This is a genomic window from Labrys wisconsinensis, from assembly GCF_030814995.1.
Taxonomy (GTDB): Bacteria; Pseudomonadota; Alphaproteobacteria; order Rhizobiales; family Labraceae; genus Labrys; species Labrys wisconsinensis.
The window spans coordinates 343,149-361,047 of sequence record NZ_JAUSVX010000005.1; the positions used below are offsets into that span (position 1 = coordinate 343,149).

Here is a 17,899-nt window from a genome sequence, read left to right on the forward strand (position 1 = left end):
GCGCCCTGTGCCGAAGGGCGCCCTGCGTACCGCGCTGCGTCCAATTCTGATGGACCCCCACCCCGTACCCCTCCCCACAAGGGGGAGGGGATCGGCAGGCGTTGCGCTCGACGCGGCGATTGCCCGGTGCTCGGTGAAGCCCGGGTTCATAATTTGCCGGCTTAGTGTCTCTGAGTGGGTCGCAGGGAGAGCGGTGCGTGCGCACATCATGACTCCGCCTCCAGCACCACCAGCTCGGCGCCGGCCGCGACCTGGTCGCCGACCGCGACCGCGATCGACTGCACCCGCCCGGCCCGCGGGGCGGCGATGGTGTGCTCCATCTTCATCGCCTCGATCACCACCAGCGGCGCGCCTTTCTCGACGGCATCGCCGGGCGCCGCCGGCACGGCGATGACAAGGCCCGGCATGGGCGAGGCGAGGTGGCCGGCATCGGATCGGTGCGCCACGGGGGGCTGCCGGGGATCGACGAGCGTGACGCGATGCTCCTGTCCGTCGACGAACAGCGTCAGGCCGGCGCCCTCTGCCACGGCCCGGGCGCGGACCAGCCGGTCGTCGAGGCGCAGGGCGATGCGGCCCTCGCCGTCCATGCTGCCCTCGACCCGGTGCACGGCCTCGCCGAGCCGCAACTCATAGCCGCCGTCGCGCCAGGCCGCTTCGATGCGGGTGGTGCCGCCGTCATGCTCCAGCGCGACCGGCAGCGTCGCGCGGCCGCCGAGCCGCCAGCCATCGGTTGCGGACCAGGGCGAGGCGTGGTCCTCCGGCAGCGCAGCCTGCTCGGCCCGGCGCAGCGCTGCGAAGGCGGCGAGGGCGATGACCGGCTCGTCCGGCGGCGGCGCCTCGGCGAGAAGGTCGGCGCGGTGGCGCTCGATGAAGCCGGTGTCGACGTCGCCGCCGGCGCCAGCAGTGCCGGCGGTGAAGGCGGGATGGGCCAGGATGGCGGCGAGGAAGGCGCGGTTGGTGGCGAGGCCGACGACCTCGGTCGCGGCCAGGGCCGCGTGCAGGCGGCGGACGGCCTCGCCGCGGTCGGCGCCGTGGGCGATCACCTTGGCGATGAGCGAGTCGTAGTGCACGGACACGCTGTCGCCGGCCCGCACGCCGGCATCGATGCGGATGCCGGCGCGCCCGGCCGGCAGGTCGAAATGCACGAGGCGCCCGGTCTGCGGCAGGAAGTCCCGGGCCGGATCCTCGGCGCACAGCCGCGCCTCGACCGCGTGGCCCGACGCGGCGATGGCCTCCTGGCCGAGCGGCAGCGGCTCGCCCCCGGCCACCCGGATCTGCCATTCCACGAGATCGAGGCCGGTGATCGCCTCCGTCACCGGATGCTCGACCTGGAGCCTCGTGTTCATCTCCATGGCGAAGAAATGGTCATCCGCCACCAGGAATTCCACCGTGCCGGCGCCGATATAGCCGACCGCCTCGGCGCAGCGGATCGCCGCCTGGCGCAGGCCCTGGCGCAGCGCGTCGGAGAGCCCGGGCGCCGGCGCCTCCTCGATCACCTTCTGGTGCCGGCGCTGCACCGAGCAGCCGCGCTCGAAGAGATGGACGGTGCGCCCGAACCCGTCGGCGAAGACCTGGACCTCGACATGGCGCGGGGCGGGGAGGTAGCGCTCCAGGATCAGCCGGTCGTCGCCGAAGGCGGAGGCGGCCTCGCGCCGGGCCGCGGCCAGCGCCTCGGGCAGGGCGGCGGCGTCGGCGACCACGCGCATGCCCTTGCCGCCGCCGCCGGCGGAGGGCTTGACCAGGACGGGAAAGCCGATCGCCGCCGCGGCTGCGGCCAGCGCTTCCGGCGCCTGGTCCTCGCCCTGCGTGCCGGGCAGGACGGGGATGCCGGCGGCCTGCATCAGCGCCCGCGACCGGCCCTTGTCGCCCATGGCGCGGATCGCCGCCGGCGGCGGCCCGACGAAGACGAGGCCGGCGGCGGCGCAGGCCTCGGCGAATTCGGCATTCTCGGCGAGGAAGCCGTAGCCGGGATGGACGGCGTCGGCGCCGGTCGCCCGCGCCGCGGCGAGGATGGCGCCGGCATCGAGATAGCTCGCGCGCGCCGGGGGCGGGCCGATGCGCAGCGCCGTGTCGGCGGCCATGACATGCGCCGCGCCGGCATCGGCGTCGGAGAACACGGCGACGGTGGCAAGGCCCATGCGCCGGGCGGTGCGGATCACCCGCACGGCGATCTCGCCGCGATTGGCGACGAGCAGGGTGCGGATGGGGCGCGGGGCGCTCATGGCGACCATCCCGGCTTGCGCTTGCCGAAGAAGGCGGCGATGCCCTCGCGCGCCTCCGGGCTCGCCCGGGTCTCGGCGATGCGGCGGGCGGTCTCCTCGATCAGGCCGGCATCGATCGGCGCATCGACATCGGCGACCAGCCGCTTGGCCGCGGCGATCGCCGCCGGCCCGCCCTTCAGCACGGCCTGGACCTGGCGCCCGATCGCCTGGTCGAGGGCGCCGGCTTCGGCGACTTCGTGCACCAGGCCCAGGCGCAGCGCCTCGGCGGCGGAGAAACGCTCGGCGGTGACGAACAGGCGGCGGGTGGCGCGCGGACCGACGGCGCGGACGACATAGGGGCCGATGGTGGCCGGGATCAGGCCGAGGCGCACCTCGCTGAGGGCGAATTGCGCCTCGGGCACGGCCACCGCGATGTCGCAGCAGGCGATCAGCCCGATGGCGCCGCCGAAGGCCGAGCCGTGGATGCGCGCCAGCGTCGCCTTGGGGCAGGTGTCGAGCGTGCGCATCAGCCCGGCCAGCGCCCGCGCATCGGCGAGATTGTCGGCTTCCGAAGCCTCGGCCATGCGCCGCATGCCGTCGAGGTCGGCGCCGGCTGAGAAGATCGGCCCCTCGGCCTGCAGCACCACGGCGCGGACCGCGGGGTCCTGCCCGAGCGCCGCATAGGCCCGGGTCAGGCTCGCGATCAGGCCGGCGTCGAGCGCGTTCATCGCCGCCGGGCGGTCCAGCGTCAGGAGGGCGGTCGGCCCGTCGCGGTCGATCCTGAGGCTCACATCCGCAACACGCCGAAGCGTGTCTCCCTGGCTGCGGCGTGGCGGGCGGCGGCGAGCGCCAGGGCCAGCGCCATGCGCGTGTCCGATGGGGCGATGATGCCGTCGTCCCACAGCCGCGCGGTGGAATAATAGGCGCTGCCCTGCTCCTCGTACCGGGCGCGGATCGGCGCCTTGAACGCCTCCTCCTCGGCCTCGCTCCAGCCTCCGGCGCGGGCGCCGTCGCGGCGGATCTGCGCCAGCACGTTGGCGGCCTGCTCGCCGCCCATGACCGAGATGCGGGCGTTCGGCCACATCCACAGGAAGCGCGGGTCGTAGGCCCGCCCGCACATGGCGTAATTGCCGGCCCCGAAGCTGTTGCCGATGATCACGGTGAATTTCGGCACCGCCGCCGCGGCCACCGCCGCCACCAGCTTGGCGCCGTCCCGGGCGATGCCGCCGGCCTCGTAGGCGCGCCCGACCATGAAGCCGGTGATGTTCTGCAGGAAGACCAGCGGAATGCCGCGCTGGCAGGCCATCTCGATGAAATGCGCGCCCTTCAGCGCCGATTCCGAGAACAGGATGCCGTTGTTGGCGAGGATGCCGACGCGGTGCCCCCAGAGCCGGGCGAAGCCGGCGACCAGCGTCGTGCCGTAGTCGGCCTTGAACTCGTCGAGCTCCGAGCCGTCGACGATGCGGGCGATGACCTGCCTGACGTCGTAGGGCTTGCGCGGATCGGCCGAGACGATCCCGTCGATCTCCGCCGGGTCGTAGAGCGGCTCGCGCGGCGTGGCGACATCCGCTGCGGCGAGCGCGGCCGGGGCCAGGGCGGAAACGAGGCTGCGGGCGATGCCGAGCGCATGGCCATCGCTCTCGGCGGCATAGTCGGCGACGCCGGAGATGCGGGTATGGGTGTCGGTGCCGCCGAGCTCCTCGGCGCTGACGGTCTCACCGGTCGCCGCCCTCACCAGCGGCGGGCCGCCGAGGAAGATGGTGGCCTGGCGGCGCACCATGATCGCCTGGTCGGCCATGGCCGGGACATAGGCCCCGCCCGCGGTGGAGCTGCCCATGACGACGGCGATCTGCGGGATGCCCTCGGCCGACATCGTCGCCTGGTTGAAGAAGATGCGGCCGAAATGCTCGCGGTCCGGGAAGACCTCGTCCTGGTTCGGCAGGTTGGCGCCGCCGGAATCGACGAGGTAGAGGCAGGGCAGGCGGTTCTCCCGGGCGATCGCCTGGGCGCGCAGGTGCTTCTTCACCGTGATCGGGAAATAGGTGCCGCCCTTCACCGTGGCGTCGTTGGCGAGGATCATGCAGGGCCGCCCCGATACGCGGCCGATGCCGGCGATCAGGCCGGCCGCCGGCACCTCGTCGTCGTAGAGGCCGAAGGCGGCGAGCTGGGAGAGCTCGAGGAAGGGCGCGCCGGGGTCGAGCAGCAGGGCGAGGCGCTCGCGCGGCAGGAGCTTGCCGCGCTCCCGGTGCCGGCGCCGCGCCGCCTCGGAGCCGCCGGCGGCGGCCGCGTCGGTGCGGCTGCGCAGCGTCGCGGTGAGGCCGGCCATGGCCTCGGCGTTGCGTTGGAACGCCTCGGAGCGCCGGTCGAGCGTGTCCTCGATGACGGGCATGGGCCTGCCTCGTGTCGCAGCCGCTTGCGGGCGCGGCCGTTCTGCGTCATATTCGAACGTACGTTCGTTTTTATAGCGAGGCTCGGCCTCGCTGGCAAGAGGGCAGGGATGGCCCGCACGGCCGGCTCACACGGCGCCAGGACGGCGGAGGCGATCCGCCGGGCCGGGCTGAGACTGATCTTCGAGCGCGGCTACGAAGGCATGACCCTCCGCGACCTCGCCCAGGCCGTCGGCCTGCAGCCGGGCTCGCTCTACAACCACATCGCCACCAAGCAGGCGCTGCTGTTCGAGCTGGTCTCCGAGCACATGCGGACGCTGACCGACGCGCTCGACGCGGCGCTCGCCGGCGTCGAGGGCCCGCTGGCGCGGCTCGACGCCTTCGTTACCTTCCATGTCAGCTATCACCTGACGCGCAAGGTCGAGGTCTTCGTCAACAATTCCGAGCTGCGCAGCCTGGAGCCGGACAATCGTGAGGCGATCATGGCGCTGCGCCGCGCCTATGAGCAGCGCCTCGCCGCGATTCTGGCCGAGGGCGCGCAGGCCGGCCTCCTCGCCGTGCCCGACATCCCCGTCACGACCTATGGCATCCTGTCACTGCTGACCGGGGTGGTGACATGGTATCGCCCGGAAGGCCGCCTCGCCGAGGACGAGATCGTGGCGATCCACCGGAGGCTGATCCTGGATGGGCTGAGGGGTGGCGGGGGATAGCTGCTTCGAAACGCGACGGGCGCCGTTCCCTTCCCCCTTGCGGAGAAGGGTGAGGGATGGGGGTCCATCAGGACAGAGCGCGGCGTGTGTCGCATGGCGCCCTTTGCAGGCAGGCTCACCTCATTTTGCACGACCCCCACCCTTTATCCCTTCCCGCAAGGGGGAGGGAAGACGCACACGTCGCGCCGAATTCAACACACGCGCGCCTCGCTCAACCCAATCTTGCCGGTCGTCGACATCGGTTCACTTGTCGTCGCGCAGCTTCTTGGGGACGGTGCCGGCGACTAAGCGCCGACGCCCCCTCACCCCTGCCCGACCCCGCTCAGCCCGATCAGCGCGCCCGCCCCCAGCACCAGTAGCGGGTGCACCCGTGTCGCCGTGACGGCCAGGGCCGAGGCGGCGGCGATCGCGGCCGTGGCCCAGCCCGTGACCGAGGCCTGGGTGATCACCGCGGCGCTGGCGGTGACGAGGCCGGCGGTCATCGGCACCAGGCTGGCCTGGACGGTGCGGCGCCAGGGGCGGTCGCGGAACCGGTCCCAGGCCCGCAGCATCAGGCCGGTCAGCAGCGAGGACGGGCCGAACTTGGCGAGCGAGGTGACGAGGACGCCGGGCCAGCCGGCGACGTGCCAGCCGACCAGCGGCACCACCATCAGGTTCGGCCCCGGCGCGGCCTGGGCGAGGGCGAACAGCGCCCCGAATTCTCCGGCCGACATCCAGTGATGCACGTCGACGACCTGCCGCTGCATCTCCGGCAGGATGGAGTTGCCGCCGCCGAAGGCGAGCAGCGACAGCTCTGTGAAGATAAGGGCCAGGGCGAGGAGGGTCGATGTCACGGCTCGAGCCTCCAGGCGGCGAGGACCCCGAGCGGCGCCAGCACCAGCATGGTCGGCAGCATCGGCAGCTGCAGGAGCGCGATGGCGACGAAGCAGAGCGCGGCGATGGCGAGGCCCACCGGCCGCTGGCGCAGGGGCAGGGCGATCTTGACCGCCATCGCGATCAGCAGGCCCGCGGCGGCGGCCGCCAGGCCGGCGAAGAGATGGCGGACGCGCGGATCGGCGTGCAGCTGGTCGTAGACCATGCCGAGGGCGATGACGATCGCCGTCGGCGCCGCGATCAGCCCGGTGAGCGCGGCGAGGGCGCCGGCCACGCCCCGGAACCTGAGGCCGACGGCCACCGACAGGTTGATGATGTTGCCGCCGGGCAGGAACTGGCAGAGGCCGAGCAGGTCGGTGAACTCGCCGGCCGAGAGCCAGCGGCGCTGCTCGACCAGCATGCGCCGGGCCAGCGGCAGCACGCCGCCGAAGCCGATCAGGCCGAGCAGGAGGAAGCCGGTGAAGAGCTGGGCCGTGGTCGGCCCGTCGCGGCTGTCTTCGCCGGCGGCGGACCCGTCATAGGTGGTCATCGTCCGGGGTCTCCAGGGGACGTGGGGCGGGAGCGCCGGGCGGAGGTGGCGTCCGGGGATAAGGAAGGCTCCGTCATGGCCGGGCTCGTCCCGGCCATCCACGCGAACGCGACGTCCGATAGTGTTCGCGTGGATGGCCGGATCAAGTCCGGCCATGACGGCGGAAAGCGCGGCGCACGACCTCTAGGCTTCAATCGTCCGCCCGTCCAATATATGGATAAGCAACAATCCATATGCAGGACATATGTCGATGCTCGAGCTGCGCCATCTCCGCTACTTCGTCGCCGTCGCCAGGGAAGGCCATGTGACGCGCGCAGCCGAGCGGCTCGGCCTGCAGCAGCCGCCGCTCAGCCAGCAGATCCGGGCGCTGGAGGGGCTGGTCGGCGCGCCGCTGTTCCGGCGCCAGCCGCGCGGCATGGACCTGACCGAGGCCGGCCGGGTGCTGCTGGAGCGGGTCCGCCACATCCTCGACGACGTCGACGCGGCCCTGGAGGCGGCGCGCGGCACGGCGCGCGGCGAGCAGGGGCGCCTCGCCGTCGGCTTCACCAGCTCGGCCTCGTTTCATCCGCTGGTCGCGGCCGTCGTCCGGTCCATGCGCCAGGCGACGCCCGGCGTGGCCCTGGCGCTGGAGGAGGGGCATACCGGCGACCTGATCGAGGCGATCCAGGGCCGGCGGCTCGACGCCGCCTTCGTGCGCTCGCCGGTCGAGAGCCCGCCGGCGCTGGTCGTCGAGCCGGTGCTGGAAGAGGAGATGCTGGTTGCCCTGCCCGAGCAGCACCGCTTCGCCGCCGGGCCCGGCCCGCGGGCGCGGCGGGGCGGGGCGAGGCGCCGCATCCCCCTCGCCGCCCTCGCCGAGGAAGCTTTCATCCTGTACCGGCGTCCGTCCGGACCGGGGCTCTACGACGGCATCATCGCCGCCTGCCGCGCCGCCGGCTTCAGCCCGCGGGTCAGCCAGGAGGCGCCGCGCCTGCTCTCCACGCTGAGCCTGGTCGCCGCGGGCCTCGGCGTCACCATCATTCCCGCCTCGATGGCGCGGCTGGAGACCAACGGCATCGCCTATGCCGGGCTGGACGAGGCGGCGGGCCTCACCGCGCGCCTGCATCTGGCCTACCGGGACGAGGAGCCCTCCGGGGCGCTGCGGCGATTCATCGCCTGCGTGCGGGAGAGCCGGCGGGAGTGAGGGCCCGTTCGGGAATGCTGCGCGCTTGTTCGGGAAGAACTGCCGCGAGCGCGACGCCAGCATTTCCCCTCCCCCTTGTGGGGAGGGGGTAGGGGTGGGGGTCCCTCAGAAAATGGCGCGATGCGCGTCAGAGAGCGACCTTGGCAGACTGCTCCGCCTCATTCTGCACGACCCCCACCCCGAACCCCTCCCCACAAGGGGGAGGAGGAACCCAGGCGTCGCGCTTGCATGAACGGGGGCCGCGTCTCGCTCCGCCGCACTCATCCGCACGGCCGCCCCGCCTCAAACCACCCGCAGGAACGGCGCCGACCGCGGCCGGAAGGCCCGCACGCAGTTGCGGCCGGCGGATTTCGCGGCGTAGAGGGCGCGGTCCGCCTGGCGGAGCAGGGCGCCGAGATCGGCGTCCGCCGCCGTCGACACGCCGATGCTGACCGACAGCCCCGCCGGCATGCCGGGCCCGGCGAGGGCCATGCTCTCGATCACCCGGCGGATGCGGTCGGCGGTGGGCAGGGCGGCCCGCGCCGCGGGGCCGGTGAGCAGCGCCGCGAATTCCTCGCCGCCGATGCGGCCGAACAGCGTGTCGGCCGGCAGGGTCAGGGCGGTATGCCCGGCGAAGGCCTGCAGCGCCCGGTCGCCGGCGTCATGGCCATGGCCGTCGTTGATGCGCTTGAAATGGTCGAGGTCGAACAGCAGCAGCGCGGCGGGCGCGCCCTGGCGCGCGGCGGCCTCGAGCCGGCGCTCGCCCTCCTCCAGGAAGGCGCGCCGGTTGGCGACGCCGGTCAGCGCGTCGGTGGCGGCGGCCCGGCGCTGCACCAGCTCGGAGCGCTCCTTGGCCATGGCGAGCTGCAGGAAGCCGGTAGCCACGACCAGGATCAGCGGCTCCACCGCCATGACCACCAGCCAGGGCGTCGCCAGCACCTGCGAGCCCGGCGGCAGGGTCCAGACCATCGCCACGCCGCCCCGGGCGAGCAGCAGGCCGGCATGCAGGGCGAAGCAGGCCGCGGCCGGGCGGCGCGAGAGCAGGGGCTCGCCGTCGTCGCGGCGCAGCTCCCGCGCCGTCGCCGCCGCATAGGCGGCGCCGATGAGGGAGGCCAGGATGACGCGCAGGTCCGTCGACTGCAGGAAGGGCGGCCAGGCGCAGGCGGCGAGCCAGACCGCCGGCCCCGCCGCCATGGCCAGCGGCCGCAGCGGCCGGCGGCAGAAGCTGCGCCCGCCGGCCCAGATCGCCCCGTAGGCCGCGGCGAGGACGGCATGGGCCAGGACGATCGAGACGAGGTCCGGGGCGTCGTTGCGCGTCATCAAGAGGACCGCGGCCAGCGCGCCGGCGAGGTCCGCGCCGCCCCAGATGCCGAGGGCGCGATGCGACGGGTTCTGCACCCAGGCGAAGACGAGCAGGCTGCCCACCGCCGCGGCGACCATGGCCGTCAGGGTCATCAGGGTGGCGGGATCGAACGACATCGCGGCTCTCTCGCAATCGGCCTTTGCATCAGGCTTAGCAGAAAGAGCTGTGCATCTTCTGTGCGGCGGCGCTCAAATCCGCGCCGCCGTCTTCAGGCCGCGTTCATCATCCGCGGCCGCAGCCGCCGGGCGGCAGAGCGCGGCGCGGGATCGGGACGGGCGACCGGCGCGGTGCGGCCCGGCTCCGGCGGCGACATCGGCTCCGGCGCCGGCCAGAGCGGCAGGTCGGCGAGCGCGCGGGGCGAGAGGCCGGCGAGGGCGGGATCGGCGAGGAGGTCGTAGCCGGCCTCCGGCGGGCAGAACAGGCGCGACAGCCAGGACATGAGCGGGTTCCGGTGCAAAGCCCGCCCATTGCGCCGCAACGGCCCGCGAAAGGAATGGAGGATTGCGACGCGAGCCTATAGAAAACCTATATGGATCCCCTCGCGCGCATCCACCTCAACGGGCTCAGGGCGGTCGAAGCCGCCGGGCGGCTCGGCTCGCTCGCCAAGGCCGCTTCCTTCCTCGGCGTCTCCGTCGGCGCGGTCAGCCAGCAGATCCTCAAGACCGAGCGCCAGCTCGGCCGCCCGGTGTTCCGGCGCACGCCGAGGGGCCTGGAGCCGACGGCCTTCGGCGCGGCGCTGCTCGGCCCTCTCTCGGCCGGGTTCCAGGCCCTCGCCCAGGCGGTCTCGCTCGCCGAGCCGGCGCCGGAGGACTGCCTCACCGTCTCGGTGCCGCCGGTGCTGGCGGCGAAATGGCTGGTGCCGCGCCTCTCCGCCTTCACCCGCGAACGGCCGGACCTGTCGATCCGCGTCGATGCCTCGGTGGCCTTCGCCGATCTCGACGGCTCCGACACCGACGTCGCCCTCCGGGTCGGGGCGGGGCCGTGGCCGGGCGTGCGGGCAGAGAAGCTCCTGCCGCAGCGCGTCTTCCCGGTGTGCAGCCCGGCCCTGGCCGCCCGGCTCCGCCGCCCCGAGGACCTCGCCGGCGTGCCGGTCATCCGCGACCACGGCTCGGCGATGGGCTGGGACACCTGGCTGGCGCCGCTCGGGCTGGAGGAAAGCCTGCTGCGCCTCGGCCCGGTCTATTCCGACGGCTCGCTCTGCCTCGACGCCGCCATCGCCGGCCAGGGCGTCATGCTGGCCTGGCAGACGCTCGCCTATGACGCGCTGGTCGCCGGCCGCGTGGTGGCGCCGTTTCCGCGGACGGTGGAGACCGGCCGGTCCTATTGGTTCGTCACATCGCGCGGGCGGCCGGTGCGGGCTGTCGAGGCGGCGTTCCGGGGCTGGCTCGGGCGTGAGATGGCGGGGACGCTGGAGGGGGAGGCGTTCGAGGCGGTGCTGCGGGGTGGGCGGGAGGGGGCGTGAATTGGTGGGTTGGGTGAGCACTCTCGACGCAAGGCAGTCGTCCTGAGGTCGTGCGCGAACAGCGCTTGTGATCCGTCGAAGAGGTTGCCGATGTCCGGTTTGGGGTGGCGTTGCGAGCGACTGCTTCTGGTATTTGGGAGCAGGTGTCCGGCCCGCCGACCACCACGTGGTGAGTACGTCGGCCTCTCACGCTGAGTCCATTAGGTGCCAGCGATCTTGGATTGAGCGGAAAGGGCAGAAGCTCGTCGGGCCTGTCGCGATCGCGTTGAGGATGGATCGACAACGATCTGAGTTCCGAAACGATTGACCAAAAGGCACATAATCGGAACGATCATATCGCTAGGGAATCGGCGGCGACATTTGGTGCCGCGACAGGGCGCTTGGTCCAGGGGCACATGATCACGAAAGCCGCAATTGGTCCGCTGACACAGGGCACGATTTTTTCCTGCGCCTTAGCCGAGGACTATGTCGACTGCGTCGTCCACGGGCTGATAATCACGGCTCGATGTGATGTAACGAACGACAAGGTGGATGTGTACAATTACATCCCAATAGTGAAGTTCGATGACTGGCTGGTTCGTGAAGGTGTGCGTGCACTCGCGGGGCGCACTTCGCGCTCGGCTATGGGGGAGATGCGAAACACGCTCACGCAACTCGGATTGGCAGCGTCAATATTAACCACAACACCTCACAATGAAGTTTTTCGCATCATATTTGATGCGGACGATGCCTCGTCGAAAATCAGTAGCAAACGAGAGCAATTTGTAAAACACGCGAGACGCTACGAGGCGGCCGGAAAATGCATGCAGCCTGTACCTCCTATTGCTGCGGCCAACGCTCTGTTGACTTTGGAAAAGGCAGAGGCTGGCAAACTCGTGAAGGAGCTTTGCTCAAACGCCATCGCCGAGGCCTACTATCTGCCCGGTGTGGGGCCTCAAGAGGAGAGGGCAGGCTATGTGGCTCTGCTTCGCGAAATCCGACACATCCCGAGGGGGCTAGCAAAAGCAGTGGCGAATGGATTGGATCGTCCGAGTTATGCGGCTTTGCAGGCCACTGACTCACGGTGCGGAGATCGCCTCTATATCCCGGATGACGATTTCGCCTGGCCGACGGGCTTGCTGCAGTCGCCGTTTATCGAACATTTGATGCAGAGGCTCACGCTCCTATTTTCCCGGATCGGTGTGTCAGACGTGAACGAGGCAACTGTGAAGAGATTGCAGAACCGCATTCCCGCGCCGTCTGGAGATGAATGAAAATGGCCGTGAACCGCTATATTGCCGTCCAGCGAGAGGCGGTGGAGGAGATCGTCGGAAATCGCCTCCTTCAAACGACGGATTTCGAGCTTGGTGATCAACTCGGCGAGTTTCTTTCGGGGCGAGAGCTCGATCTAGCCAAAATTGCTCCTCGCCTGATGGCGCAACGAGGGGCCTCGAATGCCGGTCTCATTATTACGTGCGCGGGAGCCAAAACCCCTGCATTCGTCGTCTTCGATCTTGAGGAATCGCATCTGTTTGGGGATAGTCAAGCGAAGGTGGATGCTGTTCAGTGCTTTCAAAGAGTTCTGCGCTTTTCTGTAAAATATTGGGATCAGCGGGTTCTTAATCCGACGGAATTGATCTACCCTGCATACTCCAAAGCTGTAATATTTCCGTTCCCGATCAGTCAGAAAACTGGTTTTCGCATTTCTGTGGATTTGAATCCTTACGCTGGGCGTCTGCAGAAAAGAGGACAATCTGAGCGCTATCTTCTTGTTTACAAGTCGGGACGAGAAGAAAATCAGGGCCCTGCTGAAACACCATCGTTCACTGTTTTTCGGAAGTTCATTGAAGATCTGGCGAAGATAGAGTTGGGAGTACATGTTGCTATTCCAGAGGGTGCGACGATTGCTTCCTTCCAAAATGTCTCCATTGGCAGCCCTCCCGGGCGCTTGGACATCCATCAGGGCTACGACCTCTGGATGCGCGCGCTGACGTCCGAGCAGCGCCGGTTTGTTGAATCTGGCCTCGCCACTCCGATGCGAATTGAAGGGCCAGCTGGTACAGGAAAAACGCTCTGCTTGGCTTTAAAGGCTGTGCACGGCCTGCGCACCTCTGAAGGAGTGGATGTTGAGAATAGCAGCTTATTCGTAACTCATAGCGAGGCTAGTCGAAGAAGTATTGTTTCGGTTCTTCAATCTATGGATGCGGACAACTTTCTGACTGCTCTCTCGCCGCGAAGGGTATTGAAGGTCGCAACCTTGCAAGGGCTGTGTGCCGAGATACTGCGGAGAGAACTGTCTGATACTGAACTTCTTGACCCGGACGCCTATGACGCTAAGCAGATTCAGCTTTTGTACGTCGAAGATGCCTTTCATCGCGCAAAGGATGAACTTGGTACTTACCAGAAGTTCTTATCCTCATCATTTTTGAGTTTCTTGAGCTCGGAAGATGAGTGGCCCATTATCCAGATGCTTCAGCATGAGATTGGTGTTGTTATTAAAGGGCGCGCTAACGAGCAGTTTGATGCTTACAAACGAGTTCCCGCGCTTAAATCCGGACTCCCCCTAGTAAACGATGGGGATAAGAGCTTTGTTTGGAGAGTCTATGAACTCTATAGAGAGCAGCTTATTTCCGGTGCTCAATTTGACACTGATGATGTGATGCTTAGTGCGCTGGGGCAGCTCGCAACGCCTATTTGGAGGCGGAGGCGATCCCGGGAAGGCTACGACTGCATCTACATTGATGAAACGCACCTCTTTAATATGAATGAGTTGTCTATCTTCCACCATTTGACAAAGCGAGAGGATCGCTTCCAAATTGCTTTTGCGGTCGATCGCTCACAAGCAATTGGAGATCGGGGATGGGCGGGCGACTTTGACTGGGAAACCTTGGTTCCTCAAGAATCTCAAAGATTAGATCATTCCAAAATGAAGGTATCGTCGGTGTTTCGTTGTTCCAGCGATATTGTTAATCTTGCTTTTTCTGTCACATCTTCTGGTGCAAATCTTTTTACGAACTTTGAAGATCCGCTAGCTCTCGCCAATAGTAACCAGTCATTTGAGGAAGAACGTATCTGTGAGCCGCCAGCGTTCGTTGTTTTTGAGAACGATGAGGCTTTGGTCGATGGCTCCTACGAGCGAGCGGAGCGTATGAGTCGTGAGATGGCATCTTCGCGAGGCGATGTTGCGATTGTCGCCTTTACGGAGGAACTGTTCCGAGCGCTGATCGCAAAGGCCGAATTGGCCAATAAACCCGTTGAGGTGCTCAAGGAGCGCGGAAATGTTGAGGTGGTCAGACGCGCAAAACAATCAGGACGCTTTGTATTGAGCATGCCTGACTATGTTGGTGGTTTGGAATTCGATGGAGTCGTTCTTGTAGGGGTAGACCAGGGGCGTGTGCCTCCATCCGGCGGCATTTCGCACGAGAGCCGGGCCTTTATGAATTTCACCGCTCATAACAGGCTATATGTAGCTATAACGAGGGCTAGGTACAGGGTTCTGGTGACTGGTGTTCGGGCACGAGGTCCAAGCTCGATCTTGAACACCGCATTCAGCTCCCACGCCATTCAGTTGAGGGAATAGTCTTATTGTTATGTGTGCAGAAGAACTGTCGATCTCCTCGTTGGAGCTGGGTGAGAGGGCGTGGCGATTGCGAGCTTTGGCCTACAATCCGTTTTATTCGTTTCCACTGTGAGTTACATCCTGAGCTGCGGCCTATGGCGCCGGCACCAGCCCATGCCGCAGCATGACCTCCTTCATCCGCTCGGGATCGGGCGCCCCCGCCGCCACCAGCGCCGCCATCTCCCTGAAATACCCAATGCCGAGTACGCCGGGCGTGAGGATGCACAGGCACCGCGCCGGCCCGGTGCCATCGTTGCGGAAGCCATGCACGACGCCGCGCCGGATGAAGACGACCTCACCCGGCCCGAGCGCGACATCCTCGCCGCCGATGCGCCAGGTGGTCTCGCCGGCGAGGCCGTAGATGGTCTCGTCCCAGCCCTCGTGATGGTGCGGCACCGGCATGCGGGCGTTCGGCTGCACGGTCATCTCGAACAGGGTGAGGCCGCCGCCGGTCTCGGCCTTGTCCCGTAGGAACCGCAGCTCCAGGCCGCCGAACTGGATGGTCTCGGACATGGCATCTCCTCCGGGCGCGCGGCTTTCTGCAGCGTCTCGCCGGCAGCATGCCGCAACCGCGACGGCTTGACCATGCGGCGTCCGCGACCACGGCGGCTGGCGCATGCCGCGGCGGACTGTCGTCAGGCGGCCTTGGCGTCCTCGATCTCGATATGCAGCTTGAAGCCTGCTGCCGTCGCGATGTTGACCAGCGCGTCGAGCGAGACCTTGTCGAGCTTCCCACGCATCAGATCGTCGAGACGCGGACGCGTCAGTCCGAGACGAGCTGCTGCGTCTTCCTGCGTGATGGTCCAGACCTTCACCCGCTCACGGATCGCGAGGAGCACGTCAGCACGGGCGGTCATATTGGCCGACTCCGCAGGCGTATCGGCCAGAGCGTCAAAGACGCCGTCGAACGTTTCCATAGTCATTGTTGCCCCGTCCAATCCTTGAGCCGTTTCGTCGGGAGCTCGATGTCCCCTGCGCCGTCTGATGGGGCTCTTTCCGCCAGCATGCCGCAATCGTGACGGCCTGGCCATGCGCAGCCGGCAACCCTCGCCCTCCGACGCATGCGGGAAAGGGGGAGGCATATTGCCGTTTTGCTTCCCCATCCCCATGTGTTCTTCAAGCACCGTATTCGATCCAGGGAGGCAATGGCGATCGGAGCGAGCGCGTTCGGCAATCGCACCTGAGGGCCCGGCGGCCTTTGCGGAGCGTCGGCGGGACCAGAGGTGCCCGACGGAGTGACGTCGATGTTCGCGAAGACGAGAATCGCATGGCGGTTGCTGATCGCGGCGGCCGCGCTTCCCACCTTCCTGTCGGCCGCATCGGCCCAGGCCATCGTCTGCGGCCCGCACCAGCAACTGGCCGACCTGCTCGGCGCGCAGTACCACGAGGTGCGCGAGGGCATGGGCCTGTCGAAGTCGGGCACGGTGATGGAGGTCTTCACCTCCCCGGCGGGAACCTGGACCATCGTCCGCTCGGCGCCGGATGGCACCGCCTGCATCGTCGATGCGGGCGAGGCCTGGGCCGGCAGCCGGGAGGCCATGGCGCCGGGCCCGGGCATCGCGCCGGCCGCGCGGCAGGACGTGGCCTGGCATTGAGGGTTGCGTCTTGACGCAACGCAAGTCCTGTGGCATCAGCCGCGCCCTCTGCTCCCCCAAGATCCCGAGGGGGAGCCTCGAAGGCAAGGAGACGGTCATGTCGGCTCGCTTCGCCCGCAAGGGTTCTGCTCTCTAAGCCCATCGGCCGGTCCGGCGCGATGACCCCTTGACGCGCGCTCGCAGATGAGCGGCGCGCCTTCGAGACATGTCTCATGATCAATTCGACTTCGGCGGATGCGCGGCTGCGCATCTTCGCCTCCGCGTCCTCGTGGATCGAGGGTGCGGCCGTCCGGCAGCTCGAGCAGGTGCTCGGCCGGCGCGGCGTCCTGGCCGTCGCCGGCATGCCCGACCTCCACCCCGGCCACAAGGGGCCGGTCGGCTGCGCCGTGTTGACCGAGGGCATCGTCCATCCCGATATCGTCGGCACCGATATCGGCTGCGGCATGACCGCCTGGCTCCTGGACGGCGTGGCCCGCCGCCTGCGGGTCGAGAAGGCGGTGCAGGCGCTGTCGAAGCTCGGCGACGCCGGCGGGCTGGAGCCCGAGGACGCCGTCGCGGCCGGCATTCCCGCCGATGTCGCGGCGGCGCATGCCGAGGCCCTCGGCACGGTCGGCGGCGGCAATCATTTCGTCGAGCTGCAGGCCGTCCATGCCATGGTGGATGGGGAGGCCTGCGCCGCGGCGGGACTGGAGGCCGGCCGCCTGGTGCTGCTGGTCCATTCCGGTTCGCGCGGGCTCGGTCCGGAGGTGCTGGCGCGCCATCCCTTCGTCCATGGCGAGGGGCTGGCGCTCGAAGGGGCAGGGCGCGCCTATCTCGCCGACCACGACGTGGCGCTCGGCTTCGCGCGCCTCAACCGCGCCGTGCTGGCCGAACGCGCCGCTGATCTCATCGGGCAGGACGGCAAGCCCTGGCTCGACGTGCCGCACAACCATGTCACGGTGGCGGGCGACCTCGTCCTGCACCGCAAGGGCGCGGCGCAGGCGGATCTCGGCCTGGTGCCGGTGCCGGGTTCCCGCGGCGCGATGACCTATGTCGTCGCGCCCGATCCGGATGTGCCCGGAGCCCTGCGCTCGCTCGCGCATGGCGCCGGCCGCAAGCGGGACCGTGCCTCCATGCACGGGCGGCGGCGCGACGCCGAGCGGCCCAACCCGGTCGGCAACCGCGTCATCTGCGCCGACCGCAAGCTGGCGATGGAGGAGGCGCCGGGGGCCTACAAGGACATCGCGCAGGTCGTCGCCGACCTCGATGCGCATGGCCTCGCCCGGGTGGTGGCGATCCTGAAGCCGATCGTCACCTTCAAGACGGGGAGGGCCTGAGCCATGGCCGAGGCGGATCTCGTGCTGATGGTCACGGCGGGGCGCGGGCCGGCGGAATGCCGGGTCGTGGTGGCCCGGGTGGCGCGGCGGCTGGCCGAGGAGGCGGCCGCGGCCGGCCTGTCGGTGGCGCTCGATCTCGGCGAGGCGGACGAGGCCGCGGCCAGCGTCCTGGTCGCGCTCGGCGGCGAGGGCGCGCCGGCCTTCGCCGCCGGCTGGACCGGGACCGTGCTGTGGGTCGACGAGGCCTTGAGAGGCGGCCGGGCGCGGCGGAACTGGTATGTCGGCGTGCACCGGCTGGCGAAGCCGGCCCGGACCGCGCCGCTGTCGGACGCGGACGTGCGCTACGAGGCGATGCGCGCGGGAGGGCCGGGCGGCCAGCACCAGAACGTCACCGAGAGCGCGGTGCGGGCGGTGCATGTCCCAACCGGCCTCAGCGCCATCGCCCGCGAGGGGCGCTCGCAGCACCAGAACCGCAAGCAGGCCTTGGCGCGGCTGAGCGCCCTGCTATCGGCCGTCGCCGACCGGGCGGCGGCGGGGGCGAAGCGGTCGGAATGGCTGGACCGCATCGAGGTGGAGAGGGGCAATCCGAGGCGGACGTTCCGTAGTGCGTAAGGGGAGGATCTCGGGGGCGAGGAGCACTGCGGGTTCACCCATCCGCGCGTCATGGGCGGGCTTGACCCGCCCATCCACGCGAACGCCGATGGCA

The 17,899-nt window shown here is 68.7% G+C and carries 17 protein-coding genes; 8 read left to right on the plus strand and 9 right to left on the minus strand.

Going from position 1 to position 17,899, the window contains the following annotated elements; all coding sequences use genetic code 11:
- Window positions 1–206 precede the first annotated feature (206 nt).
- From QO011_RS16315 to QO011_RS16325, 3 genes are read right to left on the minus strand one after another with little or no spacing between them, the layout of a single operon-like run.
- Complete coding sequence (locus QO011_RS16315) at window positions 207–2,222, minus strand: acetyl/propionyl/methylcrotonyl-CoA carboxylase subunit alpha (RefSeq protein ID WP_307273958.1); 2,016 nt, start codon at window positions 2,220–2,222, stop codon at window positions 207–209.
- Window positions 2,219–2,992 carry an enoyl-CoA hydratase-related protein gene (locus QO011_RS16320; RefSeq protein WP_307273960.1) on the minus strand — a complete coding sequence of 258 codons (774 nt, stop codon included), beginning with the start codon at window positions 2,990–2,992 and terminating at the stop codon, window positions 2,219–2,221. Before QO011_RS16320 ends, QO011_RS16315 begins: the two co-directional genes overlap by 4 nt.
- Window positions 2,989–4,590, minus strand: coding sequence for a carboxyl transferase domain-containing protein (locus QO011_RS16325; protein ID WP_307273962.1), 1,602 nt, complete (start codon window positions 4,588–4,590; stop codon window positions 2,989–2,991). Before QO011_RS16325 ends, QO011_RS16320 begins: the two co-directional genes overlap by 4 nt.
- A 108-nt stretch (window positions 4,591–4,698) precedes the next feature.
- Between QO011_RS16325 and QO011_RS16330 the strand changes: the two genes are divergently transcribed.
- Window positions 4,699–5,298, plus strand: a complete 600-nt coding sequence (locus QO011_RS16330) for a TetR/AcrR family transcriptional regulator (protein WP_307273963.1) — start codon at window positions 4,699–4,701, stop codon at window positions 5,296–5,298.
- 302 nt (window positions 5,299–5,600) lie between these two features.
- Here QO011_RS16330 and QO011_RS16335 read toward each other — a convergent pair whose 3' ends face one another.
- Window positions 5,601–6,131: a chromate transporter gene (locus QO011_RS16335; protein WP_307273966.1), complete on the minus strand. Its 531-nt coding sequence runs from the start codon at window positions 6,129–6,131 to the stop codon at window positions 5,601–5,603.
- Entirely contained in the window at window positions 6,128–6,700 is a 573-nt protein-coding gene (locus QO011_RS16340; RefSeq protein WP_307273969.1) for a chromate transporter, read from the minus strand. The genes QO011_RS16335 and QO011_RS16340 overlap by 4 nt, the downstream gene beginning before the upstream one ends.
- 250 nt (window positions 6,701–6,950) lie before the next feature.
- On the opposite strand from QO011_RS16340, the gene QO011_RS16345 reads away from it, so the two are divergent.
- Window positions 6,951–7,880, plus strand: coding sequence for a LysR family transcriptional regulator (locus QO011_RS16345; protein ID WP_307273972.1), 930 nt, complete (start codon window positions 6,951–6,953; stop codon window positions 7,878–7,880).
- A 282-nt stretch (window positions 7,881–8,162) separates the two neighbouring features.
- Here QO011_RS16345 and QO011_RS16350 read toward each other — a convergent pair whose 3' ends face one another.
- Window positions 8,163–9,338: a GGDEF domain-containing protein gene (locus tag QO011_RS16350; RefSeq protein WP_307273975.1), complete on the minus strand. Its 1,176-nt coding sequence runs from the start codon at window positions 9,336–9,338 to the stop codon at window positions 8,163–8,165.
- Window positions 9,339–9,430: 92 nt separating this feature from the next.
- On the minus strand, window positions 9,431–9,661 hold the full coding sequence (locus QO011_RS16355) for a hypothetical protein (RefSeq protein WP_307273976.1): 231 nt from the start codon (window positions 9,659–9,661) through the stop codon (window positions 9,431–9,433).
- A 90-nt stretch (window positions 9,662–9,751) separates the two neighbouring features.
- Between QO011_RS16355 and QO011_RS16360 the strand changes: the two genes are divergently transcribed.
- The 3 genes from QO011_RS16360 to QO011_RS16370 all read left to right on the plus strand — a co-directional run bounded on the left by QO011_RS16360 (window position 9,752) and on the right by QO011_RS16370 (window position 14,243).
- A complete protein-coding gene (locus tag QO011_RS16360; RefSeq protein ID WP_307273978.1) occupies window positions 9,752–10,684 on the plus strand; it encodes a LysR substrate-binding domain-containing protein in 933 nt (310 codons plus the stop codon).
- A 395-nt stretch (window positions 10,685–11,079) separates the two neighbouring features.
- Window positions 11,080–11,937, plus strand: coding sequence for a hypothetical protein (locus QO011_RS16365; protein ID WP_307273980.1), 858 nt, complete (start codon window positions 11,080–11,082; stop codon window positions 11,935–11,937).
- A 2-nt stretch (window positions 11,938–11,939) separates the two neighbouring features.
- Window positions 11,940–14,243 carry a UvrD-helicase domain-containing protein gene (locus QO011_RS16370; protein ID WP_307273982.1) on the plus strand — a complete coding sequence of 768 codons (2,304 nt, stop codon included), beginning with the start codon at window positions 11,940–11,942 and terminating at the stop codon, window positions 14,241–14,243.
- Between the two features lie 132 nt (window positions 14,244–14,375).
- Here the strand turns inward: QO011_RS16370 and QO011_RS16375 are convergent, their stop codons facing one another.
- Both QO011_RS16375 and QO011_RS16380 read right to left on the minus strand, forming a co-directional pair.
- Window positions 14,376–14,795 (minus strand): cupin domain-containing protein, encoded by a 420-nt coding sequence (locus QO011_RS16375; protein ID WP_307273984.1) that lies wholly within the window; start codon window positions 14,793–14,795, stop codon window positions 14,376–14,378.
- A gap of 122 nt (window positions 14,796–14,917) precedes the next feature.
- Window positions 14,918–15,199 (minus strand): helix-turn-helix domain-containing protein, encoded by a 282-nt coding sequence (locus QO011_RS16380; protein WP_307273987.1) that lies wholly within the window; start codon window positions 15,197–15,199, stop codon window positions 14,918–14,920.
- A 327-nt stretch (window positions 15,200–15,526) separates the two neighbouring features.
- On the opposite strand from QO011_RS16380, the gene QO011_RS16385 reads away from it, so the two are divergent.
- The 3 genes from QO011_RS16385 to prfH all read left to right on the plus strand — a co-directional run bounded on the left by QO011_RS16385 (window position 15,527) and on the right by prfH (window position 17,805).
- On the plus strand, window positions 15,527–15,877 hold the full coding sequence (locus QO011_RS16385; RefSeq protein ID WP_307273990.1) for a hypothetical protein: 351 nt from the start codon (window positions 15,527–15,529) through the stop codon (window positions 15,875–15,877).
- Between the two features lie 212 nt (window positions 15,878–16,089).
- Window positions 16,090–17,193, plus strand: coding sequence for an RNA ligase RtcB family protein (locus QO011_RS16390; RefSeq protein WP_307273992.1), 1,104 nt, complete (start codon window positions 16,090–16,092; stop codon window positions 17,191–17,193).
- 3 nt (window positions 17,194–17,196) lie between these two features.
- Window positions 17,197–17,805 (plus strand): peptide chain release factor H, encoded by a 609-nt coding sequence (gene prfH / locus QO011_RS16395; protein WP_307273994.1) that lies wholly within the window; start codon window positions 17,197–17,199, stop codon window positions 17,803–17,805.
- Window positions 17,806–17,899 lie beyond the last annotated feature (94 nt).

Coding starts and splice junctions, on each gene's coding strand:
- QO011_RS16315 (WP_307273958.1), bottom strand. CDS start 2,222: ATGAGCGCCCCGCGCCCCATCCGCACCCTGCTCGTCGCCAATCGCGGC.
- QO011_RS16370 (WP_307273982.1), top strand. CDS start 11,940: ATGGCCGTGAACCGCTATATTGCCGTCCAGCGAGAGGCGGTGGAGGAG.
- QO011_RS16340 (WP_307273969.1), bottom strand. CDS start 6,700: ATGACCACCTATGACGGGTCCGCCGCCGGCGAAGACAGCCGCGACGGG.
- QO011_RS16380 (WP_307273987.1), bottom strand. CDS start 15,199: ATGGAAACGTTCGACGGCGTCTTTGACGCTCTGGCCGATACGCCTGCG.
- QO011_RS16365 (WP_307273980.1), top strand. CDS start 11,080: ATGATCACGAAAGCCGCAATTGGTCCGCTGACACAGGGCACGATTTTT.
- QO011_RS16350 (WP_307273975.1), bottom strand. CDS start 9,338: ATGTCGTTCGATCCCGCCACCCTGATGACCCTGACGGCCATGGTCGCC.
- prfH (WP_307273994.1), top strand. CDS start 17,197: ATGGCCGAGGCGGATCTCGTGCTGATGGTCACGGCGGGGCGCGGGCCG.
- QO011_RS16325 (WP_307273962.1), bottom strand. CDS start 4,590: ATGCCCGTCATCGAGGACACGCTCGACCGGCGCTCCGAGGCGTTCCAA.
- QO011_RS16330 (WP_307273963.1), top strand. CDS start 4,699: ATGGCCCGCACGGCCGGCTCACACGGCGCCAGGACGGCGGAGGCGATC.
- QO011_RS16375 (WP_307273984.1), bottom strand. CDS start 14,795: ATGTCCGAGACCATCCAGTTCGGCGGCCTGGAGCTGCGGTTCCTACGG.
- QO011_RS16355 (WP_307273976.1), bottom strand. CDS start 9,661: ATGTCCTGGCTGTCGCGCCTGTTCTGCCCGCCGGAGGCCGGCTACGAC.
- QO011_RS16390 (WP_307273992.1), top strand. CDS start 16,090: ATGATCAATTCGACTTCGGCGGATGCGCGGCTGCGCATCTTCGCCTCC.
- QO011_RS16360 (WP_307273978.1), top strand. CDS start 9,752: ATGGATCCCCTCGCGCGCATCCACCTCAACGGGCTCAGGGCGGTCGAA.
- QO011_RS16385 (WP_307273990.1), top strand. CDS start 15,527: ATGTTCGCGAAGACGAGAATCGCATGGCGGTTGCTGATCGCGGCGGCC.
- QO011_RS16345 (WP_307273972.1), top strand. CDS start 6,951: ATGCTCGAGCTGCGCCATCTCCGCTACTTCGTCGCCGTCGCCAGGGAA.